This window comes from Mesorhizobium sp. Root157 (assembly GCF_001427385.1).
GTDB lineage: Bacteria > Pseudomonadota > Alphaproteobacteria > Rhizobiales > Rhizobiaceae > Mesorhizobium.
Window position 1 is genome coordinate 25,488 of the sequence record NZ_LMGJ01000008.1, and the last position, 26,609, is coordinate 52,096.

A 26,609-nucleotide genomic window follows, 5' to 3' on the forward strand; every position below is an offset into this window, starting at 1 on the left:
AAGAGCTTGTGACAAAGTGGCGAAAGCTGTTTCATCGAACGCAAGAACCGGGGCGAGCCACATGGCAAACTACGACATCGTGATCATCGGCGGAGCGATCGTCGGCGCCTCGCTTGCCTACTATCTGCGCGGCGAGGGTTTTTCCGGCTCCATCGCGCTGATCGAGCGCGACCCGCAGTTCGCCCATTCGGCGACGACGCTTTCGGCGGCCTCCATCCGCCAGCAATTCTCGATCCCCGAAAACATCCGCCTGTCGCAGTTCACGCTGAAGCTGTTCCGGCGGCTGAAGGAAGAGTTCGGCCCCGACGCCGAGATCGACTTCCACGAGGGCGGCTACCTCATCCTCGCCAGCGAGACGGGCCTTCCCGTCCTCAAGGCCAATCACGACACCCAGGTCGCCGAAGGCGCCGACATCGTGCTCGAGGATGCCGCCACGCTGGCACGCCGCTTCCCCTGGCTCTCGGGCGAGGGCATCAGCGCCGGCGCCTATGGCGTTAGCGGCGAAGGCTGGTTCGACGCCCATGCCTATCTGCATCTTTTCCGCAAGGCGCTGCGCGGCAGGAAGGTGGATTTCATCACCGCTTCCGCCACCGCGATCGCCCGCAAGGGCAATCGCATCGCCAGCGTGACGCTGGACAATGGCGAAGTGCTTGAAGCAGGCATCGTCGTCAACGCGGCCGGGCCGAATGCCGGCAAGGTGGCGGCGCTGGCCGGGCTTGAACTGCCGGTCGAGCCGCGCAAGCGCAACGTCTTCGTGTTCGAGGCGCACGAGAAATACGTCGACATGCCGTTGCTGGTCGATCCGAGCGGCATCTATGTCCGCCCGGAAGGCTCCGTCTACATCACCGGCGGCGCGGAATCGGAGGAAGGCGAACAGGCGGCTGACCCGGCCGATTTCGAGCCGGAATGGGGCCTGTTCGAAGACGTCATCTGGCCGACGCTCGCCACCCGCATTCCCGCCTTCGAAGCCATCAAGATGACACGCGCCTGGGTCGGCCACTACGACTACAACACCCTCGACCAGAACGCGGTGATCGGCCCGCATCCGGAAGTCGCCAACTTCATTTTCGCCAACGGCTTTTCCGGCCACGGCCTGCAGCAGGCGCCGGCGGTCGGCAAGGCGTTGTCGGAACTGATCGTGCATGGCGGCTACCGCAGCGTCGACTGCACAGCCTTCGCCTATCAGCGGGTTGCGGAAGGCCGGGCGTTCCGGGAACTCAACGTAATCTAGGACCAATCGACATTCAGGTTTCGGGCGTGGCGCGAGCCGGATTTCGGTCCTGAAAAGGAGAAAAGCGCAAGGCGGTGTTGACCACCGTTGAGCACCCATTTCCGCGTCGCGAACCCTCGACGGTGGTCCACACCGCCTTCGGCTCCGCTCCTCGAACTGAGCGATTTTTGCTCATACCACGCCTCAAACCCTGAATGTCGATTGGTCCTAGAGGGCTGGAAGCCCTATTCGGCGGCCGTTTCGATACGCTCCATGTCGTCATCCGACAGGCCGAAATGGTGGCCGATCTCGTGGATCAGCACGTGATTGACGATATCGCCCAGCGACTCCTCATTCTCGGCCCAGTAGTCGAGGATGGCGCGCCGGTAGAGCGTGACCCGGTTCGGGCCTTCGCCGGTCGCCGGGTTCCAGCGCTCGGCGATGCCGCGCCCCTCGAACAGGCCGAGCAGATCGAACGGCGTTTCCAGCGAAAGATCGTCCATGATCTCGTCAGTCGGAAATTCCGCGATCTGGATGACGATTTCGCCGGTCAGCTTGCGGAATTCCTCCGGCAGGTGCGCGTAAGCCTCCAGCGCCAGCATCTCCAGCTCTTCCATCGAAGGCGAAAGCTCGCTGTGCCAGTTTCGGGTCTTGTAGATGCGGGCCATTCTGTGTCCTTTGCCCGGCGCATATAGGCTTTTGCGCGGCACTCGGCAAACGGCAACACAATCAACAAATCGCCCTACTCGTCCCAAGAGGAATAAATTCCGCAGCATCCCGCTTGACTCTTTGCCCAAGCTCTGGAATCCATAAGAACATAACAGGAACATTAACTCTGGAAATCGACCGTCATGGTGACAAGCGCCGTGGCGCGGGAAACCGTTTTTGCCCTGCGCCGCCAGATAGCCAAGATCGAAGGGACGCTGCCGGAACGGCTGGCTGACCCCGGTGCCGAGGCGATCGTGCTGCGCGGCAACGGGCGGGTACTGGGCACTGCTGACCGGGCCGTCACTGGGGTTCCGTCACTGGACGAGGCTTTGGGTGGTGGCTTGCCCAAGGCGGCGCTTACCGAGATCCATGGCCGGCAGATACGCGACGCCGCTTCCGCGACCGGGTTTGTACTGGCGCTGGCCGGCCTGCTCATGGGGCAGCCCTCCGCGAAACAGCCTATGCCGCTTCTATGGGTCGGTACCGGCAGCATGTTCGCCGAGGCGGGGTTTCCTTATATGCACGGGATTTCATCGCTCTTTGGCATCGCACCGCAATCCATGCTGTTCGCCGAGGCGCCGCAACCGGTCGACGCACTGTGGATCGCGGAAGAGGCGGCGGCGCTGAAGATGCTGGCCGCCGTCATCCTCGAACTGCCAGGCAACCCACGGCATCTGGATCTCACCGCGACACGCCGCCTGCATCGCCGCGCCGCCGAGGCAGGCCGGCCGGTTTTCCTGCTCCGGCATTCGGCAGAGATCGAGTCGACGGCGGCTCCGCTGCGCTTCGTCGTCACACCGGCGCCCGCAGGCATGCGGCGCTTCCTTGGGCGGCCCCTCGCAGGGTCGATAGGGCCACCTGCCTTCACGGTCGATCTGCACAAGAACCGACTGGCGCCTCCCGCGCGCTTCATCCTGGAGTGGAACGCCCATGAACGCAGCTTCGAACAACGCACAGCCGAGTTCCAAGACGGGACACAGGATCCTGTCGCTCTGGCTCCCTTATCTCAGCGTGGAACGGATATGGCGGCGACGGCTGGGGCGCGCATGGCGTTCGACCTGTTCCGCTTTACCGCCGCTGGTCGTCAGTCATAACGACAAAAATACGCAACGCATTGCTGCGTTGGATCGGCGGGCCGAGTCCTTGAACCTCAAGCGCGGCATGGGCATGGCCGACGCGCGCGCCATGCAACCCGGCATCGATGTTGTCGATGCCGATACGGAAGCAGACCTGCGCATGCTGGAGGCCTTGGCCGACTGGTGCGACCGCTACACGCCGCTTGTAGCGCTCGATGGTGTAGACGGCCTGTTTCTCGACATTAGCGGCTGTAGCCACCTGTTCGGTGGCGAAGAGGCCCTTCTCTCCGAGATGCTGCGTCGCTTCAACGAGCAAGGTTTCGACGCACGCGCAGCCATTGCCGGCACAGCCGGCACAGCATGGGCCGTCGCGCGGTCTCAGGGGCGGGCAATCGTGACCGATGGCGATGAGGCGGACTGGCTGGCGCCGCTGCCGCTCGCCGCGCTGCGGCTTGATACTGAAGTCTGCGCGGCGCTGGAGGCTGTCGGCTTGCGCACCGTCGGTGCCGTCATGGCAGTGCCGCGCGCGCCAGTGACCCGGCGGTTCGGCAAGGCGCTGCTCCTGCGTCTCGACCAGGCGCTCGGCCGGATCGACGAGGCGCTGTCGCCGCGCATGCCAGTGCCCGAATTGTCGGCTGAGCGCCGCTTGGCGGAACCGGTCACAGATGTGGAGGAGGTCGAGCGTGTCATCCTTCCTCTGGCGGGATCGTTGAAGGAAGCTCTGGAGCGACTGGGCGCCGGCGCGCTGACTCTGCATCTCCTGCTGTTTCGCGTCGATGGCGGTGTCATTCGCCTGTCGCTCGGCCTGTCGCGCCCGACGCGCGACCCGGAACGGATCGGCAAACTCTTCCATGAAAGGCTCGCCGCGCTCGGGGAGAGCCTCGATATGGGGTACGGATTCGACCTTATCCGGCTGTCGGCCCTGTCGCTCGGCCCGCTGGTGCCGAAACAGACAGGTCTTGCCGATGACGGCGACGACAACGAGGCCAATCTTGCCCTCTTTATCGACCGCGTTGGCGCGCGTTTTGGCCGAGGCGTCATCTGCAAGCCGATTCCCGTCGCCAGCCATCTACCGGAACGCGCGGTCGCACTTTTTCCCACGGCGGAAGCGCCCGATCTCACCCCGCAGGAGATTGTGCGGGCCTTGCAGGCGGACAGACCATTGCGTCTGCTGCGCCGGCCGGAGCCCGTCGAGGTCATGGCGGAAGTTCCGGAGGGTCCGCCGGTTCGCTTCCGCTGGCGGCGCGCGCATTACCGCATCACCCGATCCGAGGGGCCGGAGCGCATCGAGCCTGAATGGTGGCTGACGTCGGATGGTAAGGCGAAAGATTATTTCTGCGCCGAGGACAGTGACGGTCGCCGCTACTGGCTTTACCGCGAAGGTCTCTACGGAAACGCAGGCGCAGCGCCGCGCTGGTTTCTGCACGGCGTATTCGCATGACGACGAAACCATTGCCGCCACGCAGCACGCCAGTCGACCCGCTTTATGTCGAGTTCGGCACACAGTCCAACTTCTCACTTCTTCGCGGGGCTTCGCAGCCGGAGGAACTGGTGATGGCCGCGTGCCTTCTCGGTCATGCCGGCATGGGGCTGGCCGACCGCAACACGGTGGCGGGCGTTGTGCGCGCATGGAGCCAGTCGAAATCTATTCACATCGAAAACAAGGCCGAACCGGAAAAATCTATCGAACCTGTGCATTTGCCCTACCATCCCGGCTGCCGTCTGGTCTTCGCCGATGGAACACCGGATATCCTTGCCTATCCGCGCGACCGTGCAGGCTGGGGACATCTGTGCCGCATGCTCACGCAGGCCAATATGCGCGGCGGAAAGGGTGCGCCGCTGCTTTATCAACGCGACTTGTTCGAATGGGGCGACCGCCTCTCACTTGCCGTGTTGCCGGGCCTCGACGGCGGCGAGGAAGAGACGCTGGCGCTGCTGCGCGGTCTGCGCCATCGCTTCGGCACGGCACTGCGATTGGCCGTCGCGCCTGCTTACGGCGGCAGCGACCGGCTGCGGCTGGAGCGGGCAGCCGCATTTGCCGCGGCCGCACAAGTGCCGCTCATGGCAGTCAACGACGTGCTCTACCACAGCGCGGAGCGACGCCCCTTGCAGGACGTGCTGACGTCTATCCGCCTCAACGTACCCGTCGCCCGGGCTGGGCTTGAACTCGCAGCCAATGCTGAGCGCCACATGAAGTCCGGCGCCGAGATGGCACGCTTGTTCCGCAACCACCCCGAGGCGCTCGCAGAGACGCTGCGCTTCGCGGAGGAGGTCAAGTTTTCGCTTGACGAACTCAAGCACAATTATCCCGAGGACACGACGGAGCAGGGCGTCGATCCGCAGGCCGAACTGGAGCGGCTGGCTTGGGAGGGAGCGCAAAGGCGCTATCCCGCCGGCATCCCGCAAAAGATCAAGGACATCATCCCGTATGAATTGAAAATTATCGCGCAGAAGAAATATGCGCGCTATTTCCTCACCGTGAACGACATTGTGCGCTACGCACGGGAGAAGGCAGACGTCCTGTGCCAAGGGCGCGGCTCAGCTGCCAATTCCGTCGTCTGCTTCTGCCTCGGCATAACGGAAGTCGATCCGATCCTGATGGAGATGGATCTGCTGTTCGAGCGCTTCGTATCGATCGAGCGCGATGAGCCGCCGGATATCGATGTTGATTTCGAACACGAGCACCGCGACAAGATCATTGCCTACATCTACGAGAAATACAGCGCAAAACGCACCGCGCTGGCGGCAGCTGTAATCTGCTATCGCGGCCGCTCCGCGCTCCGCGAAGTGGCCAAGGCGATGGGACTCTCGCAGGACACCCGCGATGCTCTTTCCGGTTCACTGTGGGGTTGGTGGTCGTCGAAGCTCGGTAAACACGAGGCCAATGCCGGTGGACTCGACTCTCGGCAGGCGCTCTCACGCCATGTCATCGACCGCGCCAACGAGATCATGGGTTTTCCCCACCATCTGTCCCAGCATGTCGGCGGCTTCGTCATCACCAAGGACCGCCTCGATGAGATCGTGCCCATCGTCAAGACGGGCATGGAAGAGCGCAAGATGGTCGAATGGGACAAGGACGACCTCGATGCTGTCGGCATTCTCAAGGTCGATATACTGGCGCTGGGCATGCTGTCCTGCCTGAAGCGCGCCTTCACCTTGCTGGAAGCGCACTACCGCGTCCGCGATCGCCATGGCCGACCGGTCACACTCGCGACAATGCCGAAAGAAGATCCGAAGGTCTACGACATGATCTGCCGCGCCGATACGCTTGGCGTTTTCCAGATCGAGTCGCGCGCCCAGATGTCGATGCTGCCGCGTCTCAAACCTCGCAAATTCTATGACCTCGTTATCGAGGTCGCCATCGTACGGCCCGGCCCGATACAGGGTGATATGGTGCATCCCTATCTTCGCAGGCGGCAGGGGAAGGAGAAGGTCGAGTACCCAAGCGAGGTGCTGAAGAAAATCCTCTCGAGAACCCTTGGCGTGCCACTTTTCCAAGAACAGGCCATGAGCATTGCCATCGAGGCGGGGGGCTTTTCCCCTGGCGAGGCCGACCAGTTGCGGCGCGCCATGGCGACCTTCCGGCGCAACGGCACTATCCATGATTACCGCCAGCGCATGATCAGCGGGATGGTGGCGCGCGGCTATGAGCAGGAGTTTGCCGAGCGCTGTTTCAAGCAGATCGAAGGCTTCGGCGACTACGGCTTTCCCGAAAGTCATGCGGCCTCTTTCGCATTGCTTGTCTATGCCTCCTGCTGGTTCAAGACCTTCTATCCGGACGTCTTTTGCACCGCGATCCTGAACTCCCAGCCCATGGGTTTCTACCAGCCGGCCCAGCTCGTGCGCGATGCCCGCGACCACGGCGTCGAGATCCGCGAGGTCGATATCAACTTCTCCGCCTGGGATAGCCTGCTGGAAAAAGCTCCTTTCGATCCCGGCCGCATCCTCAAGCGCCACGCCGAAATGCGCGGCGTCATTCAAACTCGTCACGCCGTCCGTCTAGGCTTCCGGCAGGTCAAGGGCCTTTCGAAGGCCCGCATGAACGCGTTTATCGCGCAGCGCGGCGAAGGCTACGGTTCCGTTCGCGATGTCTGGTTACGCTCCGGCCTCGATGTCGGCGAGATCGAGAAGCTGGCCGAGGCCGATGCCTTCCGTTCCATTGGCCTCGACCGCCGGGCAGCACTTTGGGCGGTGCGAGCGCTGGGCGGCAAAAATGCAGCCGAAAAGCTGCCGCTATTTGATCGGCAGGCCGTGCACCTGCGCGACCTGGAACCCGGAACGACACTTCCCGAAATGCCGCTCGGCGAACACGTCATTCACGACTATCGTTCGCTTGGCCTGTCGCTGAAGGCCCATCCGGTCGCCTTCGTGCGTCAGCGGCTCGATGCGGCAGGCGTCATCCCGAACGCCGCCTTGCCGTCCATTCCCGATAGACGGCGCGTTTCAGTCGCAGGCCTCGTGCTGGTGCGGCAACGGCCAGGCAAGGGCAACGCCATTTTCCTGACCCTGGAAGACGACAATGCCATCGCCAACATCATCGTGTGGCCACGCATATTCGACCGTTATCGGCCCGTCATCATGGGTTCGCGCTTCATCCGCGTCACCGGCAAGCTGCAGTCGGAATCGGATGTGGTCCATATCGTTGCCGACAGGATCGATGATCTTTCACCCTGGCTGTCGGCCTTGCTTGAGGAAAGCCAAATGGGCTCAAACACCCTGCAGACCGACACACCCTCCGGCTTACCCTGGAAAAGACGCCAGGATGAACAGGTGCGTCATACGCAACAGAAGCTGGAAGTAATGACGCGCAAGGCGCGAAGCGTCATGCCGAAGGGACGAAATTTCCAATAATCGTGTTCCAGCCCCCGGTCGGCTGTCGCCGCGCAGCCAGGCCGTCCTACTTCTTCTCAAGCCCGATCGAACGTGCCTCGGAAGGCAACATGATCGGGATGCCGTCCCTGACCGGATAGGCGAGTTTCGCCAACCTTGACACCAGTTCGCTGCGCTCGGCATCCCAGCTAAGCGGCCCTTTGGTCAGCGGGCAGGCCAGCAGTTCAAGGAGCTTGGGGTCGACTTGCGATTTGCGTCCGCCGCGTTCTGCCATACGATTCCTCCCGCTCATTGCAGGCTCGACCCAAATTCCTCACTATCGCGCACCAGCGCTATTTCGGTGATGGCAATCAGCGTCTCGGCCCGCGTTTTAAGGTCCGCCGCCTCCAGCAGAGCCTGTTTTTCCGCCGGACCGTAAGGGGCCATCATCGACAGCGCGTTGACCAGAATGGCATCGTCGGCGCGGCTGACACTTTCCCAGTCTGCCTCGAGATCGTTGGCCTGCAGATAGGCCCGAAAAGCCTTGAGCAAGGCCGGGCGGTCCACGCCGCTGGCTCCCGCATCCTCTTCGAGATCGCCCAGGAAAGGCGTGACCCTGCATTGGCGAAACGCTGTTTTCACGGTGAGCTCGTGCATAAGCCTGAAGCGGCACACCCCTTGCAACGCGATCAGGTAGCGGCCATCACCGCTTTCCGTCAACGAGGTGATCCGTCCGAAGCAGCCGACGCTGCACAGTTGCGGCGTCCCGTCCTCGCGAACCGCTCCATCAAGACTGGGCTGAACAAGACCGATCAGGCGATTGGTGGCCAAAACATGGTCGACCATTTGCAGATAGCGCGGCTCGAAGATGTTGAGCGGCAGCCTGCCACCAGGCAGCAGCAAGACACTTTCGAGCGGAAACACGGCAACGCTAAGCGGTAAGTCGGCTTCCCGCCGGTAATGTGCGTTTCCAGCCTGCATGCCGTTCTCCGCTGGCGCACCCACGACGGCGCGCGCTACTCCGATGGCGTTCCAATCTGCGCCAAAGCCGGCTGCTTTTCCACGGCGCCTGCAAATCGCCGGATCAGTCGAGCATCGCGTCTTGGTACCAGACTGCCGGTGCCGCCGACTCAGGAAAAAAGCAGCGACGACAACTTTCGACGCGCCGACAGGGTTGCTTCGTCGGCCATGCCCCAGGCTTCGAAGAATTGCAGCAACTGGGCGCGTGCGCCGTCGTCGTTCCAGGTTCGGTCGGTCTTGATGATGGCAAGCAGGCCATCGGCAGCCTTGTCCCGTTCGCCCATGGCATTGTGGATCATTGCCAACTCGAACCGGGCCTGGTGGTCCTTCGGGTTCTGCTCCAGCCGCTTTTCCAGTTCCGCCGGATTGCCGAGATTGGCCGCCTGGGCGGCCAACGAGATTTTGGTGCGCACGGCAGCAAGCTCGGGGGCGTCGCGCTTGTCTTCCGGCACGCGTTCCAGCACGGCATCGGCACCCGCGCTGTCGCCGGCTTCGAGAAGCAGATCGGCCAGACCGGCGATCGCCTCCACCGCATCGGGCGCTTCCTGGAGAACGGCGTCGTATATGTCGGCTGCGGTTTGCATGTCGCCGGCACCGCGCGCCTCCGCAGCGGCCGCGAGCGCTTCCGCGATTGCTGCCTTGCCGTCGCCCTTGCCGCCGACCTTCTCGATGAACTCGCTGATCTGGCTTTCGGGAATTGCGCCCATGAAGCCGTCGACTGGCTGGCCATCCTTGAAAGCGATGATCGCGGGGATCGACTGGATGCCCAACTGACCGGCGATGGACGGATGCTCGTCAATGTTCATCTTGACCAGCTTGACCTTGCCGCCGGCCGCCTTGACCGCCTTTTCCAACAGCGGGGTGAGTTGCTTGCAAGGGCCGCACCAGGGCGCCCAGAAATCCACCATTACCGGCTGTTTGCGCGATTCCTGGATGACGTCGGCGGAAAAACTCGCCGTCGTCGCGTCCTTGATCAGGTCGGCCGCCGGTTCTGCAAGCCGCGTGCCGGCCGCATCCCCGGCATTGGCTCCATAGCTCACCGTGGTCGCGTACTGGCCAGAGGCGCCAAACGGATTGCTGTCACTCATCTTTTCACCCCTATCCGTCAAACCGCGCAGGCGAATCGCGTCACTGCACCGGAAGCTTTTTCGTTCCCCAATGTGGCGATCAAGCCGAGACTTTCAAGATAACAGGATCGTGCCCTGTTGCCTTGATGAATTTGACCAGATCGCTTGCCGCGATCGATGTCGTCGCTTCATTGGTCAAAGGGTGCGCATTGATGATGGCATTGTCCATCAGCGCTTCGTCCAGCACCATCTTGACCCTGCACCCGGTATCGTTGAGGAGACCGAACACCGTCACCGCGCCCGGAACCACGCCGAGAAGCTCCATCAGCATGTCCGGCTTGCCGAACGAAACGCGGCCGGCTGCGCCGATCACGTGATGGATCTGCTTGAGATCGACTTCCGCCTCCTCATCGACGGTGACAAGGAAGAAATTGTCCTTCTTGTCCTTCAAGAACAAGTTCTTGGTGTGGCCGCCCGCAATCTCGCCGCGCAGGGTTTGTGAATCGGCCACCGTGAACAGCGCTGCATGGCGTTTGGTCGAAACGGTGATGCCGAGTTGCACAAGAAAGGCGAAAAGGTCGGATTCGATCTTCGGCATGGAGCGCTTTCCGTAAGGGACGCGGAATGCCGTTTATGGCCAATGAGCGCCACAAGACAAGGCGCAATGTGAGCGTGCCCGGCCAAGTGGCTGTAAATCCTGAGCAGCGGCCCGCGTTTCGTGCATTCCGGCCAAAAACGCGGCGATTTCCCTGTTGCAATCGCCGTGCTCTTCGGCCATATAAGCGCGGCTTGCGGCTCAAGGCCGTGCGAGCGGGTGTAGCTCAGGGGTAGAGCACAACCTTGCCAAGGTTGGGGTCGAGCGTTCGAATCGCTTCACCCGCTCCAGTTTCCTTCGGGGGATTAAGTGTCGAAAAGCCGCGGTTTTCCGCGGCTTTTTCGTATCTATCACGATTGAAAAGATGGCCCGAAATCGAGCGGTTCGACGCTAGAGCATGTCGCCCGAAAGTGGAAACCGGTTTCGGGATCACGACATGCGTAGAACCAGAGATTGAGGCGCGTCGCATGAATCCGTTTGAGCGCGACGCGCTGTAGGTCGCATGCGGGTTGCAAGCCTGCGGATTCGAAGCAGCGTTAAACTACGGCGTCGATCGAGCGCGCGGCAGAGCGGCTTCGCAATGCCGCAGAGAAGTGTCGGCAATTTCGCCCAACGGCGTCCATCCTCGGAAAGTTCGTGAGTGGATTGCCAGGAGGCGCCGATCCATCGTTCCTGAAAACGATGATGCGAGTCCATCGGCATCGGCCACTGTACCAATCCGGCACGCAAAGCTTAACGAAGCAGCGCCTTCAACCCGACGCTCCATCGGCTGGCCTGTGGATTGTCGGTGGATAACCTGTGCACGACACAAGATGTTGCGGTGAACGAAACGAGAAAATCCGCGCATCGCTGATTCGTCGCCGATTCGTTCCGGCTTTGGCCTGAACGTTAACAGAAGCCGGCTCGGCCACCCCGCAACTGGTTAAAATGCGTTAAGAAAAACGAGTTGTTTCATGACCTTGCAACCTTGACAGGCATAGCTTGCCAACCGTTGCCGATCACCTGCCGGCAAAGGTTAACCGCCGCAGTGGCCTAGGGCAAAGCCGAGTTTTTCCTGATTCAGCATCTGGTGCGTTAGCAGCATGAAAAATCTATATATAGCCGTGAACAAATCATGAATTCAGATAAGTCAGTGATTCGTCGCTGATTCGTTCCAGACTCGTTCCAGAGGTTAATATCCGCGGCAGGAAGCGGCATTGAAGCGCCGCTTCGCGTGCCCTGTGGAACATTGCGGCTTTCGCCTCGGCGCGTAAATGCCTATGTGTCGTCGGGATCGGAGACGATCCTTGTTCGCCCCCGTGTGCGGGCATCCGGCAGCGTGGCCAGAGAGACCTTTCCCAGCCGATGAACATCCGACCGAAAAATCATGGGCCGCTGATCCTTTCGGGGCGCGATGTGACTGCGGTTTTAGGCCCCACCAACACCGGCAAGACGCATCTCGCCATCGAGCGGATGGTGGCGCATGAAAGTGGTGTCATTGGCCTGCCGCTGCGCCTTTTGGCGCGCGAGGTCTATGGCCGCCTGTGCGAAAAGGTCGGTGCGGCAAAGGTCGCATTGGTTACCGGCGAGGAAAAAATCCAGCCGGCAGGGGCGCGCTACGTCGTATGCACCGTCGAAGCGATGCCGCGCGAAACCGATGCGGCCTTCGTCGCCATCGATGAGGTGCAGCTCGCCGGAGATCTCGAACGCGGTCACATCTTCACCGACCGCATCCTTCACCTGCGCGGGCGACAGGAGACGCTGCTTTTGGGCGCCGCGACGATGCATGGCATCCTGCAAAAGCTGCTCAAGGGCATTTCGGTGGTGACAAGGCCGAGGCTGTCGCACCTGGCTTATGCGGGATCGAAGAAACTCACCCGCCTGCCGCGACGCTCGGCCATCGTCGCTTTCTCGGCGGACGAGGTCTACGCCATCGCCGAACTGATCCGCCGCCAGCAGGGGGGTGCCGCTGTCGTGCTGGGCGCGCTTTCCCCGCGCACGCGAAACGCTCAAGTCGCGCTCTATCAGTCCGGCGACGTCGACTATCTGGTTGCAACCGATGCCATCGGCATGGGCCTCAACCTCGATGTCGACCACGTGGCGTTTGCCCAGAACCGCAAGTTCGACGGTTATCAATTTCGCCAGCTCACCGCGGCCGAACTCGGCCAGATCGCCGGGCGCGCAGGTCGTCATCTGCGCGACGGCACCTTTGGCGTCACTGGACAGATCGACCAGTTCGACGACGATCTGGTCCAGAAGATCGAAAGCCACGATTTCGAGCCGGTGAAGGTGCTGCAGTGGCGCACCGCAAATTTCGACTATGCCAGCCTCGAGGCACTGAAGCGCTCGACCGAAACCAACGCGCCGGTGGAAGGGCTGACGCGCGCGCTGCCGGCAGTCGATGCGCAGGCGCTCGAACATCTTTCCCGCGACGAGGAAATTCGTAGCCTTGCCACCGGTCGCGAGCGTGTCGCCATGTTGTGGGAAGCCTGCGCACTGCCCGACTACCGCCGCATCGCGCCGGCCCAACATGCCGACCTGATCGCGTCCATCTATATGGATCTGGCCAAGCGCGGCCACGTCGATGAAAATTACATGGCCGAACAGGTCCGCCGCGCCGACACCACGGACGGCGACATCGACACGCTGTCGCACCGCATCGCACAGATCCGCACGTGGACCTTCGTCTCCAACCGCCCGGGCTGGCTTGCCGATCAGGCACACTGGCAGGAAAAGACGCGCGAAATCGAAGACAGATTGTCGGATGCGCTGCATGAGCGGTTGACGAAACGCTTCGTAGACCGCAGGACTTCCGTCCTCATGCGCCGCCTTAGAGAAAACACCATGTCTGAAGCCGAAATCAGCCCAACCGGAACGGTCCTCGTCGAGGGGCACCATATGGGCGAACTGCAAGGGTTCCGCTTCACCGCCGACCAGAGCGCCGGCGGCGAGGATGCCAAAGCGGTGCGCCAAGCCGCGCAAAAAGCGTTGGCCGCCGAATTCGAGGCCCGGGCCGAACGCTTTGCCGCATCCGCCAACGCCGATATCGCACTGGGGTCGGACGGCACGTTGCGCTGGATCGGCGCTCCTGTCGGCACGCTGGTCGCCGGTGAAGATGCACTGAAACCCCGTCTCGTGCTTCTTGCCGACGAGCAGTTGACAGGCCCTGCGCGCGACAAGGTCGCTGCGCGCGCCGAGCGCTTCGTAAACTTCCAGATCGAGACTCTGCTGAAGCCGCTGATCGACCTCAAGGCTGCCGAGCAGCTATCGGGCATAGCGCGCGGCATCGCCTTTCAGCTTGTCGAGCATTTCGGCCTGATCAACCGCCGCGACATCGCCGAGGACATGCGCTCGCTCGATCAGGAGGGGCGCGCTGCGCTGCGGCGGCTCGGCGTGCGCTTCGGCGCCTATCATGTCTTCGTACCGGCCCTCATCAAACCGGCACCGGCAGGGCTGGTGACGTTGTTGTGGGCACTGAAAAACGATGGCAAGGAAAAGCCGGGCTTCGGCGACGTGGTCAATGCGCTCGCCACCGGCCGTACATCGGTAGTGATCGATCCCGCCTTCGACAAGACGTTCTACCGGCTTGCCGGCTACCGCAATCTTGGCCGCCGGGCCGTGCGCATCGACATTCTGGAACGCCTCGCCGACCTGATCCGTCCGGCCACAAACTGGAAGCCCGGCCTCGGTACGCGCCCTGATGGCGCCTATGACGGCAGCGCCTTCATGGTGACGCCTCCGATGATGTCGATCCTCGGCGCGACCGCCGACGATATGGAAGAAATCCTCAAGGGGCTTGGCTATCGGGCCGAACCCAGGCCCGCTGCCGAAGTCAAGGCGAGGCTGGAGGCTGAGGACGAAGCCGCGCGCCAGGCCGCCGAAGCCAAGGCCACCGAAGCCAGGGCCGCCGAGGAGGCGGCTGCGGAGGCACAGGCAATTGCCGAAGCCCAGGCAACCGAAACGATAGCGCCTGATGACGACGCTTCGGGAGCGCAAACGTCCGGCGACGAAGCTGAGATAGCGGTGGCGGAGATCGACGCTGTATCCGCGGATGATGCCGTTGACGAAGTACCGCCGACCCCGGATGCGGCAGTTGCACCCGAAATCGTCGCAGAGATCGCAGAAGCGGTAGTCGTGCAGTCCGATGCAGAGCCCGTCGCGGCGACCGAAGCGGCGGTTGAAGCCGCTGCCGCAACGCCGGTGCCGGACGAAGCTCCAGCGGATGGGGCAGAAGTCTCGCCGGAAGCGGAAGAACCCAAGCCCGTCCTTCTATGGCGGCAGGCGAGGTTCGAGCGGCATCGTGGCGGCCAGCGGCAAGAGCAGCGCCAGCGCGGCGGCCAAGCGCGCCATAAACGAGCAACTGGTACGGAAGCCGAGCCGCAAAAGGAAGGCGGCGGCAAAACCGCCAACGGGCAACGCCGACGCTTCGATCACGACCGAGCCAAGAGCGGCAAGCCGCAAGGCGAGGGGCGTCCCGACCGCCGCGAAGGCAAGGCCCAAGGCGAGCGCCCGGACCGGCGAACCGACTGGAAAGCCGGCAAGGGCGGCGGTAAACCGCAGTTCCAGGCCAAGCCGCGCGAGGAGCGGCCGGCGCGCTTCGATCCGGATTCGCCGTTCGCCAAGCTCGCCGCGCTGCGCGACCAGTTGAAAAAATAGCGGGGCCGGATGCCAGACGCCTTCGGTTCCAACTGATCCATGGTTGCCGACGGTCGCCAGCGTATCGACAAATGGCTGTTTTTCGCTCGCGCCGTAAAATCACGCTCGCTGGCGGCAAAGCTGGCTCTGGGCGGGCGCGTACGCATCAATCGCGACAAAGCAGCGCAGGCTTCCGATACGGTGAAGCCTGGCGATGTCCTGACCATCACGCTCGACCGCAGAATCCTGGTTTGGAAGGTGCTTGATACGGGCTCGCGGCGCGGGCCATCGGACGAAGCCCGCAAGCTCTACGAGGACTTGTCACCGGCACCGGCACCATTGAGCGGCGCGCCCGACGCGCTGGCCTCGTTGCGTGACATCGGCAGCGGGCGTCCGACCAAGAAAGAGCGCCGCCAGACCGACAGGTTGCATGGCAAGGATTGAATATGCGGAGATCGCCGCATCTGCGCCTGTTTCGTTTCGTTCTGGCCCAGAATCCACGTCGGACGCGGCCTTGCAAGCGGCCGGCAAAGGCGTTACCTCACCATCGGAAGACCTGCCTGATGACGGGAAAAGCGGGCGATCCCGGAGCTGCCTATGACCTACGTCGTGACCGACAACTGCATTAAATGCAAGTACATGGACTGCGTCGAGGTCTGTCCTGTCGACTGTTTCTACGAAGGCGAGAACATGCTCGTCATCCATCCGGACGAGTGCATCGACTGCGGCGTGTGCGAACCTGAATGCCCTGCAGATGCAATTAAGCCTGACACCGAGCCCGGCCTCGACAACTGGCTGCAGCTCAACGCCGAATATGCCGACAAATGGCCCAATATTTCGGCCAAGAAGGAAGCGCCCGCCGACGCCAAGGAATTTGACGGCGAGCCCGGCAAGTTCGAGAAGTATTTTTCATCCGAGCCCGGCGAAGGCAACTGAGCTTCGGACGTAGTATGTCGTCACACGATATCGCCATGAGACGGCTCGCGCAGTCGCGGCGCTGCCTGTTGCCGTTAGCGCATGCAGCAAATTCTTGATTCTTCCGACTTTTTGTGTTACATATCCAGTAACATGCCGGTGACACAACGTCGATTTATGGCGCAGACGCCCCAAATCACTGAAAGGTGAATCGTACAATCCGGACCAGAGCAATCTGGACGATGGGGTCGCTTTGGTGCGGTCCACGGGTCCTGGCTTTTCCGGTAGGTTCATCTGTTGCGCGGCAATGCCGGTTCATCCGGCCAAACGTGTTCGGCCGGCTTGTTGCCGGCCCTAACAAGGAGTCTAGGGCGTAATGGCAACCAGCATCCCGCAGAAGAAGACTGCCCCCGCGCGTCACGGTTTCAAGACCGGTGAGTTCATCGTTTATCCGGCGCATGGCGTTGGCCAGATCGTTTCCATCGACGAGCAGGAGGTTGCTGGGCACAAGCTTGAGCTTTTCGTGATCGATTTCCAGAAGGACAAGATGCGCTTGAAAGTGCCGGTCGCGAAAGCGACCTCCATCGGCATGCGCAAACTGTCGGAAGAAGATTATGTCGAGCGCGCGCTCAAGGTCGTGCAGGGTCGTGCCCGCGTCAAGCGCACCATGTGGTCGCGCCGTGCGCAGGAATATGACGCCAAGATCAATTCGGGTGACCTGATCTCGATCGCGGAAGTGGTGCGCGATCTTTACCGCGCCGATAACCAGCCGGAACAGTCATACTCCGAGCGCCAGCTGTACGAAGCGGCGCTCGACCGGATGGCACGCGAGATTGCGGCCGTGAACCGCATGTCGGAAACCGAAGCGGTGCGCCTCATCGAAGTGAACCTCAATAAGGGTCCGAAGCGCGGCGCGAAGGCCGACAACGAGGAAACCGAGCAGGAAGAAGCCGCCTGAGGTAAATCGCCTGATGCAGGTCGCCCGAAATTCGGGACAACGACAAGCATAGAAGCAGGCACTTGGAGCGCAGCCAGCGAATCTGAAGGATCGCGACTAGGATCGTAGTGACGAATTCAGGAACCCGGCCCCTGTGGCCGGGTTTTTCGTTTGACGGTTCCGGGCAGCTCGCCCATCGCCGCATGAAGTTGCACGACACAAGGTTCTCTTGCCTGCGAGCTCGTCAGCCGAACCAGCAGACAACCGGGTTTCCGTGCGAAATCCAACCTGTGTGATCCGCATATGTGCACCATCTTCGAGGAAACGGGGGCATTTTGGAGGGATCGTGCGTCCGATAGATGTTACAAGCATGGGCGTACCATTTGAACGGCTAAACGCGAAAGAACTTGAGGGTCCGCGGCATGAATCAGATCTCGCTGGAGCACAGGGCCGTAGCACAGGAGCCTGTGGCGGAAGGTGCGGTTCTTACCATCGATCTCGACGCTGTCCGTGAAAACTACCGCCGTTTGAAGGCGAGACTTGGCGCCACCCGTTGCGCCGGCGTGGTCAAGGCGGACGGCTATGGGCTCGGCGCGGTGCATGTCGCGCGGGCACTGGCGGCGGAGGGCTGCGACACTTTCTTTGTGGCACATGTCGGTGAAGGCGTTTCGCTGCGAGACGCAATCGGCGCAGGGCCGACGATCTACGTGCTGAACGGCGTTCCCCCGGGCGCTGAGCGCGATGCGGCGTCGTCCGGGCTTGCCGCCGTCATCAACAGCCTCGAGCAGCTTTCAGCATGGCGCAAAGCCGCCAGGGACACAGGTCTCAAACTACCGGCGGCGGTTCAGGTCGACAGCGGCATGTCCCGGCTTGGCATGCCCGCATCCCAGGTGGCGTCTGCCGCATCCGACCCGCAAGCATTCGAAGGCATCGCGGTTGCGCTCGTCATGAGCCACCTTGCCTGCGCCGATGAGCCTGCTCACCCGGCCAACGAAGCGCAACGGGTCGCGTTCGAGCAATTGCGCGCCATGCTGCCTCCGGCGCCAGCATCGTTGGCCAATTCGTCAGGTATTTTCCTCGGCACGGCCTTCCATCACCAACTCGCCCGTCCAGGGGCTGCCCTCTACGGCATCAACCCGACGCCGGGGCGCGACAACCCGATGCTGCCGGTGGTACGCCTGGAAGCCAAGGTGATCCAGACCCGCTCCGTCTCCGAGGGTGTGGGGATCGGCTACGGCCATACTGTCATCACGAACGACGCTACTGCGCTGGCAACGATCTCGCTCGGCTATGCCGACGGATGGCGCCGTCGAGCCGCCGCCTCAGCCTATGTCGACGGCGTTCGCCTGCCGTTCATCGGGCGCGTCTCGATGGACTCCATCATCCTCGATATCTCGGATCTCCCTGAAGGCCGGCTGCACGCAGGCGACATGGTCGAGATGATCGGGCCATCGCAGACGCTCGATGAAGTTGCCGGATTTTCCGGCACCATCGCCTATGAGGTCCTGACCAGTCTTGGCCATCGCTTCCAGCGACGCTATCTCGGCGAGCCATGAGCGGTTTCGACACGCTTGACAAGCAGCCTCTGGTCGGCAAGGCTCCTTCGATGAGCAACCTTGCCCATATACAGACCTGTTTCAGGGTGTGTCCGATCGCGGGAGCGTAGCCCCGGCACGGCCGTATTCGGCCGCGCGCAGCGGGGCGTTTCTTAAACAAAACTGAAAACCCGGAGCGCTTCCGCATGCTGCGAAGCGCTTCTTCAGCACGAAACCGTCGCTTCAAGCTTTTGAAGCTATGCATTGCCTTCGGTCAGACCGGTAACTTCCCGACAGCCATGCAAAAGGGCGACCGGCAGCGCGCCCTGAAATCCGCGCCGCCAACATCAAAAAGGTTCAATCACATGCGCGAAGCAACCAAGCATCGTACGCAACTCGACATCACGGTCAGCGCAGTCGATCACGACAGGCTGACCAGCCTGGCTCGCACAGCGCTCGACCGCTTGCCGGATACCGCCGAGGAATTGTTGTCGGAAATGGACCGCGCCACGATCGCCAACGCCGATGCCATGCCGGCCAGTGTGGTGCGCATGGGCTCGACAGTGACGTTCCGCAGTGGCGGCGACGACACCAAGCGGATCACGCTTGTCTATCCCGGACAGGCTGACATCGCCGAAAACAAGATCTCCATCCTGACCCCGCTGGGCACGGCCCTGATCGGCCTTGCCGCCGGCCAGTCGGTCGTGTGGAAAGCGCGTGACGGCAAGGAACGCGTCCTCGATATCGCCGAAGTCGAGCCACCCACGCTCGACGTCCAGTCATGACATCAAGGAGAAGTGAGATGGGCGACGTGACGTGCCGTTTGACCAGCAAGGACTTCTCCATACTGGAAGTCATGCTGGAGCGACGCATCGCGTCCGGCGACGCAATCCTGCCCTTGCTGGAATGCAAGATCGCCAACGCCAGCGTGGTCCTCGTCGAATCGATCGAGGCCAATGTCGTGACGCTCAACAGCCGGGTGATGTTCCGCATCAATGGCGGGCCGGCCGAGACACGTACGCTGGTGCAGAACGAAGTGCGCGACATGGTCGGCGTCGGCCTACCCATTACGACCATGCGCGGGCTGGCTATGCTTGGCCTGAGCGAAGGCCAGTCGGCGCTGATCGAACGCTCGACCGGCGAGACCGAACTGCTCCTGCTGGAAAAAGTGCTCTACCAGCCGGAGGCGGCGCGGCGGCAGCACGCCGCCATATCGGCAGCGCCCCAGCGTCCGGCGCTGCGGCTGGTCCACAGCGCTTCAGCTGATGTCACACCCCTTGGCGAGCGGTCGGAAATCCGGCAGAGAGAGCCGTATGACGATGACCCCGGCCCGTCCGCGGCCTGACAGGGGACCAAGGAGCATTAAATGAAAGTACTGGTGCTGGGCGGTGGTGTGATCGGTGTCACCACTGCCTATTTTCTTGCCGAGGCCGGTCATGAAGTGACGGTGCTCGACCGCCAGCAGGGCCCGGCACTGGAAACCAGTTTCGCCAATGCGGGCGAAGTCTCTCCGGGCTACTCCTCGCCCTGGGCCGGACCCGGCGTTCCGGTCAAGGCGATCAAATGGCTGTTGATGAAATACGGGCCGCTGGTGGTGCGGCCTGCGCTTGACCCGCATATGTGGTCCTGGCTGGTGCGCATGCTCGCAAACTGCACGCAAGCGCGCTATGCCCGCAACAAGGCGCGCATGGTGCCGATTGCCGAGTACAGCCGCGATACGCTGAAAGCCCTGCGCTCTTCCACAAACATCGCCTATGACGAACGCGCCAAGGGGACGCTGCAACTGTTTCGCACCCAAAAGCAGCTCGACGGCATCGGCGGCGACGTCGAGATTCTCAAGCAGTACGGCGTGCCTTTCGAAGTGCTCGACCCGCAGGGCTGTATTGCCGCCGAACCGGGACTGGCTGCGGTGCGCGGCAAGTTCGTCGGCGGCCTCAGGCTGCCGGGCGACGAGACCGGCGACTGTCAGATGTTCACCGAGCGGCTGGCCGAGATCGCCACCGGCGGCGGCGTCAAGTTCGAGTTCGGCGTGACTCTAAACGGTATCTCGGTCGAGAACGGCCGCGTTACCGGCGTTGCCACCAGTGCCGGCAATCGCACCGCCGACGCCTATGTCATGGCGATGGGCTCCTATTCGCCGATCTGGATGCGCAAGATCGGCCAGTCGATCCCGGTCTATCCCGTCAAGGGCTATTCGATCACCGTGCCGATCATCAAGGCGGATACGGCACCGGTATCGACGGTGATGGACGAGACCTACAAGGTGGCCATAACCCGGCTTGGCGACCGCATCCGGGTCGGCGGCACGGCGGAAATCTCAGGCTATGACCTCAAGTTGCACGAAGGTCGGCGCAAGACGCTCGAACATTCCGTCACCGACCTGTTTCCGGGGGCGGGCGACGTTGGCGCCGCGACGTTCTGGACGGGCTTGCGCCCGATGACGCCGGATGGGCCGCCGATCATCGGCCAGTCCAAATTTGCCAATCTCTACCTCAACACCGGGCACGGCACGCTTGGCTGGACCATGGCTTGCGGTTCGGCCAAGGTGCTGGCCGATATCATGTCCGGGCGCAAGCCCGACATCGACGCCAGCGAACTGGGTCCAGGCCGCTACGCCTGACAAAGAGACCGGCATCGGGGCCTGTGCCTTGAGCCCGCCCTCGGCGGTCAGGCCGGCTGGAAGTTCAGCGCCACGCCGTTGACGCAGTAGCGCAGACCCGTCGGCGGCGGGCCATCGGGAAAGACGTGACCAAGGTGGCTGCCGCAAGTGGCGCAATGCACCTCGGTGCGTACCATGCCGTAGTTGCGGTCGGTGGTGGTCTCGACCGCCCCCGGAACCGGGTCGTTGAAGCTCGGCCACCCGGTACCGCTCTCGAATTTGAGCGTCGCTTCGAACAGCTTGCTGTCGCAGCCCGCGCACGTGAAAGCCCCCGCCCGGTGCTCGTGCAGCAGCGCGCAGCTTCCGGGACGCTCGGTGCCGTGGTTGCGCATGACGGCGTACTGCTCGGGGCTCAGGCGGGCGCGCCATTCGGCATCGGTGCGGGTCACGGGATAGGTCTGGGTTTCCATGTCGGTCTCCTGCAATCGCGGCTCCAGTCGGCGCCGTCTCTTCGCACAAAGATAGGCATTCGTTACGCGGCTGCCCAGCGCCTTCAGTGCTTGCGCGACAACTCCCGCGTCGCGGCCTCCAGTCCGGCAAGCGTCAGCGGGAACATGCGGCCGCCGAAAAGTTCGCGCATGACGCCGATCGAATGCGTGTAGGCCCAATGCTTTTCGGCAGTGGGGTTCAGCCAGATCGCATTCGGCCACTGGGCGAGCACGCGGGCGAGCCAGGCCGCGCCTGCCTCCTCGTTCCAATGCTCGACCGAGCCGCCCGGATAGGTGATCTCGTAAGGGCTCATCGATGCGTCGCCGACAAACACCACCTTGTAGTCGGGGCCGTATTTGCGAATGAGATCAAAGGTCGGCAGGATTTCGGCGCGCTGGCGGCGATTGTCCTTCCACACGCCTTCGTAGACGCAGTTGTGGAAGTAGAAATATTCGAGCTGGCGAAATTCCGCCCGCGCCGCGGAAAACAGTTCCTCGACCGTCTTGATGTGATCGTCCATCGAGCCGCCCACATCGAAGAACATCAAAAGCTTGACGGCATTGCGCCGTTCCGGCCGTGTCTTCACGTCGAGATAGCCGTGCTCGGCGGTGGCGTGGATGGTGCCGGACAGGTCGAACTCCTCCTCGGCGCCATCGCGCACCCAGCGGCGCAACCGTTTCAGCGCGATCTTGATGTTGCGGGTGCCAAGCTCGACGCTGTCGTCGAAATTGCGGAACTCTCGCTTGTCCCACACCTTGACGGCGCGCCGGTTGCGGCTGCCGTCCTGGCCGATGCGCACACCCTCGGGATTGTAGCCATAGGCCCCGAAAGGCGAGGTGCCGGCGGTGCCGATCCACTTCGAACCGCCCTGGTGGCGGCCCTTCTGCTCTTCGAGCCGCTGCTTCAGCGTCTCCATCAGCCTGTCGAAGCCGCCCAGCGCCTCGATCAGCTTCTTGTCCTCTTCTGACAGGTGCTTCTCGGCCAGTTTGCGCAGCCATTCTTCCGGGATTTCGGCCACCTCCACCGGCGCTTCGCCGGATAGGGCTTCGACGCCCTTGAAGGCATGGGCGAACACCTGGTCGAAGCGGTCGATATGGCGCTCATCCTTCACCAAGGCCGAGCGGGCGAGGTAGTAGAAGCCTTCCACGTCGTAGTCGACGAGGCCAGCCTCCAACCCTTCCAGCAGCGACAGATATTCCCTGAGCGAGACGGGAATTTTTGCGGCCTTCAGTTCGAGGAAGAAGGGGATGAACATGGTGGTTGTTCTATAGCAGATCGTATTCGATGAAACCCGTCCTTCGCGCCACATGGTCGTAGAGCCGGCGCGCGGTGGCATTGGTTTCGTGGGTCATCCAGTAGACATTGGTGACGCCCCCTTTGGCGGCTTCCTGGCGCACCGCCTCGATCAGCGCAGCGCCGACACCCTTGCCGCGCGCTGCGGGGTCGGAGAACAGGTCCTGCAGATAGCAGTTGTTGACCAGCGACCAGCCGGAACGGTGGTAGAGGTAGAGGGTCAGCCCGACCGCCTTGCCGTCGAGCAGGGCGATGAAACCATTGGGCTCGAATTCGCCGGGCGTGAACAAACGTTCCCAGGTCTTGGCATAGACCTCTTCCGGCAGGACGGTTTCGTAGAAGGCGAGATAATCGGTCCACAGCCGGCGCCATTCGGCATGATCGGATTGCTCAAGCGGGCGGATGATGATGCCGGTCATATTTGTCCTGCTCCCTTTTGCAAGCCTTGGAAGTTAGCGGCTGGTTGCCCGCATGGCGATGGTGCAGGGCCGGTTTGTGGTTGGGCCGGCGCGTTTGCTTCGCAAGCTGGTTGGCATACATATTGAGGCGAGTTTGACGTTTTCGTCCGCAATGCCTATCTGAGCATCATCAAGGGCGGGAAGCCCCTGCCGTCCGCAGCCTCTCGAGGCCTGGTGAAGCTTCCTTCGATCAAGATCGTTTCCCTGTCGATGTGACGGCCGAAACGGCAATGCGGACGCCCGTTCGAAAACTGCCGTTCACCGATCGCAAGGAGCGAAACCATGACCATTGGTCGAACCACACACGAAATCAAAACCTCTCAAGTTCCGGATGCCGTGCAAGGCCACAAGGCGGCGGCCAAGCGGCTTCGCTCGGCACTTGCCGAAGACGGCATCGCCATAACCCACGCCAAGGCGCTTGAACTGGTGGCGAAACAGAACGGCGTGCGTGACTGGAACACGCTTGCCACGCAACCCGCCGCCGCCGCCGCCGAACAGAATGCGACGACCCCGTTTGCGGTTGGCGACCAGGTTGCCGGCACCTTCAATGGCCGCGACGCGCGTGGCCGCATCATCGGGCTTGAAGAGACCATCAAGCCGAACCTGTGGCGCGTGACGGTGGCCTTCAACCCGCCGGTCAATGCGGCGACGTCGCAACTGTTCACCGCCGAAAGGCGGCGCGTTCAAATGGTGGTGGGCGCAGACGGCCGCTCGCGCCGGCTCACCGGCACAGAAACAGGCGTGATGAAACTGAAGCGGGCCTGAGACCAGCTTCTCCTGACATGGATGACAAAAAAGGCGGCTGGCAACGGCCGCCTTTCATTTGCCCCGCCCCCTGCCTTTCATTTGACGTCACCTTTGTGTAAAGCGGGAGCCAGCAATTCCCGCAACGACAATACGGGCTCAAGCCATGGACAAGTTCACCAAGCTCACCGGCGTCGCAGCGCCTTTGGCCATCGTCAATGTCGACACCGACATGATCATTCCCAAGGACTACCTGAAGACGATCAAGCGCACCGGGCTTGGCAAGGGCCTGTTCGCCGAAATGCGCTTCAATGAGGACGGGTCGGAAAACCCCGATTTCGTGCTCAACAAGCCGGCCTACCGCAACGCCCAGATCCTCGTCGCCGGCGACAATTTCGGCTGCGGCTCGAGCCGCGAGCATGCGCCGTGGGCGCTGCTCGATTTCGGCATACGCTGCGTCATCTCGACCTCGTTCGCCGACATCTTCTACAACAACTGCTTCAAGAACGGCATCTTGCCGATCACGGTCAGCCCCGAAGACCTTGACAAGCTGATGGACGACGCGTCGCGCGGCGCCAACGCCACCATCTCGGTCGACCTGGAAGCCAAGGAAATCCGCGGGCCGGATGGCGGCGTCGTCACTTTCGACCTCGACGACTTCAAGCGTCACTGCCTGCTGAACGGCCTCGACGACATCGGCCTGACCATGGAAAAAGCCGGCTCGATCGCCAGCTTCGAAAAGAAGAACGCCGAGTCGCGCCCCTGGGCATGAACCGCATCTAGAACCGGGCTTGAGCCAGTTCAGGTGCCGATGATCTCAAAGCGATCGACATCGACCATGCCCTTGTCGGTGATCTTCAGATGCGGGATCACCGGCAGCGCAATGAAGGCCAGTTGCAGGAACGGCTCCTCCAACGTCGAGCCGAGTTCGTAGGCGGCCTTGCGCAGCACCCTTAGCTCATCGCGAACCGTCTCGTAGTCGGCCAGGCTCATCAGTCCTGCGATCGGCAGCGGCAGTTCTGCCAGCACCTTGCCGTCGCGCACCACGACGAAGCCGCCCTCGATTTCACCCAGCCGGTTGGCGGCCACGGCAATGTCCTCGTCCGAGGTTCCGACCACGCAGATGTTGTGGCTGTCATGGCTCACCGTCGAGGCGATGGCGCCGTGCTTGAGGCCGAAGCCGTGCACGAAGCCGGTGGCGATGTTGCCGTTCTTGCCGTGGCGCTCGACCACCGCGATCTTGACCACGTCGCGGACGAGATCGCCTTCGACGCCATGATTGCCGACGGCAAGCTCGAACTCCAGGCTTTCGGTGATGATCTTGCCGGGGATGATGCCGATGGCGCGGGTCTTGCCGCTGTTGGACGAGGCGCGGAAATCGGCCGGAGCGACACGCCGTGCCTTGACGCTGTGGCGCCCGACCGCAGCGACCGGCTTGCGCGCGGCAAACAGCGCATCCGAAACGACACGGCCCGCCGAAAGCACCATCTCGGCACGGCAGTCCGCCAGCGTGTCGAGCACGACGAGATCGGCGCGCCAGCCCGGCGCAACGAGGCCGCGATCTCTCAACCCGAAGGCCCGGGCGGCGGAAATCGAGGCGGCGCGGTAGATGGCGAGCGGCTCGACGCCGGCGGCGATCGCGGTGCGGATCATGTGGTCGAGATGGCCGTGATCGGCGATGTCGAGCGGATTGCGGTCGTCGGTGCACAGCGCGATGAAGGGCGAATTGCGCTCGGTGATGATCGGCATCAGCGCCGCGAGATCCTTCGACACCGACCCTTCGCGCACCAGGATGTGCATGCCTTTGCGCAACTTCTCCAGCGCCTCCTCGGCGGTGGTTGTTTCATGGTCGGTGCGGATTTCGGCGGCGAGATAACCGTTGAGGTCGTAGCCGCGCAACAGCGGCGCGTGGCCATCGATATGACGGCCCTGGAAGGCCTCCAGCTTGGCCATGCACACCGGGTCCTTGGCCAGCACGCCGGGGAAGTTCATGAATTCGGCCAATCCGATGACCTTGGGGTGCGAGGCCAGCGGCAAAAGATCATCCACGGTGAGTTCAGCCCCGGAGGTTTCGAGGTGGGTCGCCGGCACGCAACTGGATAGCTGGACGCGGATGTCCATCACCGTCTCGGCGACGCTGTCGAGGAAGAAGCGGATGCCGTCCAGCCCCAGCACATTGGCAATTTCGTGCGGATCGCAGATCGCGGTGGTGATTCCGCGCGGCAAAACGCAACGGTCGAATTCGTGCGGCGTGACCAGCGAGGATTCGATGTGCAGATGCGTGTCGATGAAACCCGGCACGACGATACGGCCGGAAATGTCGATTTCCCTGGTGCCGCTATAGGGCGCGCAGGTGCCGACGATACGGCTGCCCGAGATGGCGATGTCGCCATCGACCAGTTCGCCGCTGACCAGATCGAAGAAGCGCCCTCCCTTGAGCACCAGATCGGCCGGCTCGCGCCCAACGCCCTGGTCGATCGTCCGTTCCAGCAAACTGCTCATTCCATTCCTGCTCCATGGAAAGCGCCATGCCTTGCAAG

23 protein-coding genes and 1 tRNA gene are annotated in these 26,609 nt (G+C 62.5%); 15 read left to right on the top strand and 9 right to left on the bottom strand.

The genetic code is table 11. The features are described from left to right. The first annotated feature begins 61 nt into the window (after positions 1-61). A complete protein-coding gene (locus ASD64_RS07070; protein ID WP_056102857.1) occupies positions 62-1,231 on the top strand; it encodes an NAD(P)/FAD-dependent oxidoreductase in 1,170 nt (389 codons plus the stop codon). A 224-nt stretch (positions 1,232-1,455) separates the two neighbouring features. Here ASD64_RS07070 and ASD64_RS07075 read toward each other — a convergent pair whose 3' ends face one another. Continuing rightward, positions 1,456-1,878: a metallopeptidase family protein gene (locus ASD64_RS07075; RefSeq protein ID WP_056102860.1), complete on the bottom strand. Its 423-nt coding sequence runs from the start codon at positions 1,876-1,878 to the stop codon at positions 1,456-1,458. Positions 1,879-2,076: 198 nt separating this feature from the next. Here ASD64_RS07075 and ASD64_RS21640 point away from each other — a divergent pair, with 198 nt between their 5' ends. Genes ASD64_RS21640 through ASD64_RS07090 form a run of 3 tightly spaced genes read left to right on the top strand, consistent with a single transcriptional unit; the run spans position 2,077 to position 7,845 of the window. Continuing rightward, positions 2,077-3,012 carry an ImuA family protein gene (locus tag ASD64_RS21640; protein ID WP_244480731.1) on the top strand — a complete coding sequence of 312 codons (936 nt, stop codon included), beginning with the start codon at positions 2,077-2,079 and terminating at the stop codon, positions 3,010-3,012. A 28-nt stretch (positions 3,013-3,040) separates the two neighbouring features. Continuing rightward, positions 3,041-4,435 (top strand): Y-family DNA polymerase, encoded by a 1,395-nt coding sequence (locus ASD64_RS07085; protein WP_244480732.1) that lies wholly within the window; start codon positions 3,041-3,043, stop codon positions 4,433-4,435. Then, positions 4,432-7,845, top strand: coding sequence for an error-prone DNA polymerase (locus ASD64_RS07090; protein WP_056102865.1), 3,414 nt, complete (start codon positions 4,432-4,434; stop codon positions 7,843-7,845). Before ASD64_RS07085 ends, ASD64_RS07090 begins: the two co-directional genes overlap by 4 nt. A 46-nt stretch (positions 7,846-7,891) precedes the next feature. On the opposite strand, the gene ASD64_RS07095 is transcribed toward ASD64_RS07090, so the two are convergent. The 4 genes from ASD64_RS07095 to ASD64_RS07110 all read right to left on the bottom strand — a co-directional run bounded on the left by ASD64_RS07095 (position 7,892) and on the right by ASD64_RS07110 (position 10,488). Continuing rightward, positions 7,892-8,098 carry a Trm112 family protein gene (locus tag ASD64_RS07095; RefSeq protein WP_056102868.1) on the bottom strand — a complete coding sequence of 69 codons (207 nt, stop codon included), beginning with the start codon at positions 8,096-8,098 and terminating at the stop codon, positions 7,892-7,894. Between the two features lie 14 nt (positions 8,099-8,112). Further along, entirely contained in the window at positions 8,113-8,784 is a 672-nt protein-coding gene (locus ASD64_RS07100) for an LON peptidase substrate-binding domain-containing protein (RefSeq protein ID WP_056103061.1), read from the bottom strand. 149 nt (positions 8,785-8,933) lie between these two features. After that, on the bottom strand, positions 8,934-9,911 hold the full coding sequence (trxA, locus tag ASD64_RS07105) for a thioredoxin (RefSeq protein ID WP_056102871.1): 978 nt from the start codon (positions 9,909-9,911) through the stop codon (positions 8,934-8,936). A gap of 79 nt (positions 9,912-9,990) precedes the next feature. After that, on the bottom strand, positions 9,991-10,488 hold the full coding sequence (locus ASD64_RS07110; RefSeq protein WP_056102874.1) for a prolyl-tRNA synthetase associated domain-containing protein: 498 nt from the start codon (positions 10,486-10,488) through the stop codon (positions 9,991-9,993). Between the two features lie 212 nt (positions 10,489-10,700). Between ASD64_RS07110 and ASD64_RS07115 the strand changes: the two genes are divergently transcribed. The 9 genes from ASD64_RS07115 to ASD64_RS07155 all read left to right on the top strand — a co-directional run bounded on the left by ASD64_RS07115 (position 10,701) and on the right by ASD64_RS07155 (position 21,106). Continuing rightward, positions 10,701-10,775, top strand: a tRNA-Gly gene (locus ASD64_RS07115). A 1,054-nt stretch (positions 10,776-11,829) separates the two neighbouring features. Beyond that, entirely contained in the window at positions 11,830-15,120 is a 3,291-nt protein-coding gene (locus tag ASD64_RS07120; RefSeq protein WP_056102877.1) for a helicase-related protein, read from the top strand. A gap of 39 nt (positions 15,121-15,159) precedes the next feature. After that, positions 15,160-15,543, top strand: coding sequence for an RNA-binding S4 domain-containing protein (locus ASD64_RS07125; protein WP_056102880.1), 384 nt, complete (start codon positions 15,160-15,162; stop codon positions 15,541-15,543). Between the two features lie 153 nt (positions 15,544-15,696). After that, positions 15,697-16,035 carry a ferredoxin FdxA gene (fdxA, locus tag ASD64_RS07130; RefSeq protein WP_056102883.1) on the top strand — a complete coding sequence of 113 codons (339 nt, stop codon included), beginning with the start codon at positions 15,697-15,699 and terminating at the stop codon, positions 16,033-16,035. Positions 16,036-16,390: 355 nt separating this feature from the next. Further along, positions 16,391-16,972: a CarD family transcriptional regulator gene (locus ASD64_RS07135; RefSeq protein WP_056102887.1), complete on the top strand. Its 582-nt coding sequence runs from the start codon at positions 16,391-16,393 to the stop codon at positions 16,970-16,972. Positions 16,973-17,373: 401 nt separating this feature from the next. Beyond that, on the top strand, positions 17,374-18,507 hold the full coding sequence (alr, locus tag ASD64_RS07140; protein WP_056102891.1) for an alanine racemase: 1,134 nt from the start codon (positions 17,374-17,376) through the stop codon (positions 18,505-18,507). 344 nt (positions 18,508-18,851) lie between these two features. Then, complete coding sequence (gene rnk, locus ASD64_RS07145) at positions 18,852-19,271, top strand: nucleoside diphosphate kinase regulator (protein ID WP_056103064.1); 420 nt, start codon at positions 18,852-18,854, stop codon at positions 19,269-19,271. Between the two features lie 17 nt (positions 19,272-19,288). Next, complete coding sequence (locus ASD64_RS07150) at positions 19,289-19,831, top strand: hypothetical protein (protein ID WP_056102894.1); 543 nt, start codon at positions 19,289-19,291, stop codon at positions 19,829-19,831. Between the two features lie 21 nt (positions 19,832-19,852). After that, on the top strand, positions 19,853-21,106 hold the full coding sequence (locus ASD64_RS07155) for a D-amino acid dehydrogenase (protein ID WP_056102897.1): 1,254 nt from the start codon (positions 19,853-19,855) through the stop codon (positions 21,104-21,106). Positions 21,107-21,153: 47 nt separating this feature from the next. Here the strand turns inward: ASD64_RS07155 and msrB are convergent, their stop codons facing one another. The 3 genes from msrB to ASD64_RS07170 all read right to left on the bottom strand — a co-directional run bounded on the left by msrB (position 21,154) and on the right by ASD64_RS07170 (position 23,286). Then, the gene (gene msrB / locus ASD64_RS07160; RefSeq protein ID WP_056102900.1) at positions 21,154-21,555 is read right to left on the bottom strand and encodes a peptide-methionine (R)-S-oxide reductase MsrB; all 402 of its coding nucleotides are present in this window, start codon (positions 21,553-21,555) and stop codon (positions 21,154-21,156) included. A gap of 83 nt (positions 21,556-21,638) precedes the next feature. Beyond that, the gene (locus ASD64_RS07165; protein WP_056102906.1) at positions 21,639-22,829 is read right to left on the bottom strand and encodes a vWA domain-containing protein; all 1,191 of its coding nucleotides are present in this window, start codon (positions 22,827-22,829) and stop codon (positions 21,639-21,641) included. Between the two features lie 10 nt (positions 22,830-22,839). Continuing rightward, positions 22,840-23,286, bottom strand: a complete 447-nt coding sequence (locus ASD64_RS07170; protein ID WP_056102909.1) for a GNAT family N-acetyltransferase — start codon at positions 23,284-23,286, stop codon at positions 22,840-22,842. A 321-nt stretch (positions 23,287-23,607) separates the two neighbouring features. Here ASD64_RS07170 and ASD64_RS07175 point away from each other — a divergent pair, with 321 nt between their 5' ends. Continuing rightward, positions 23,608-24,090: a glyoxalase superfamily protein gene (locus ASD64_RS07175; RefSeq protein WP_200957812.1), complete on the top strand. Its 483-nt coding sequence runs from the start codon at positions 23,608-23,610 to the stop codon at positions 24,088-24,090. A 145-nt stretch (positions 24,091-24,235) separates the two neighbouring features. Then, entirely contained in the window at positions 24,236-24,841 is a 606-nt protein-coding gene (gene leuD, locus ASD64_RS07180) for a 3-isopropylmalate dehydratase small subunit (protein WP_056102912.1), read from the top strand. Between the two features lie 29 nt (positions 24,842-24,870). Here leuD and ade read toward each other — a convergent pair whose 3' ends face one another. Beyond that, positions 24,871-26,571: an adenine deaminase gene (gene ade / locus ASD64_RS07185; RefSeq protein WP_056102916.1), complete on the bottom strand. Its 1,701-nt coding sequence runs from the start codon at positions 26,569-26,571 to the stop codon at positions 24,871-24,873. Positions 26,572-26,609 lie beyond the last annotated feature (38 nt).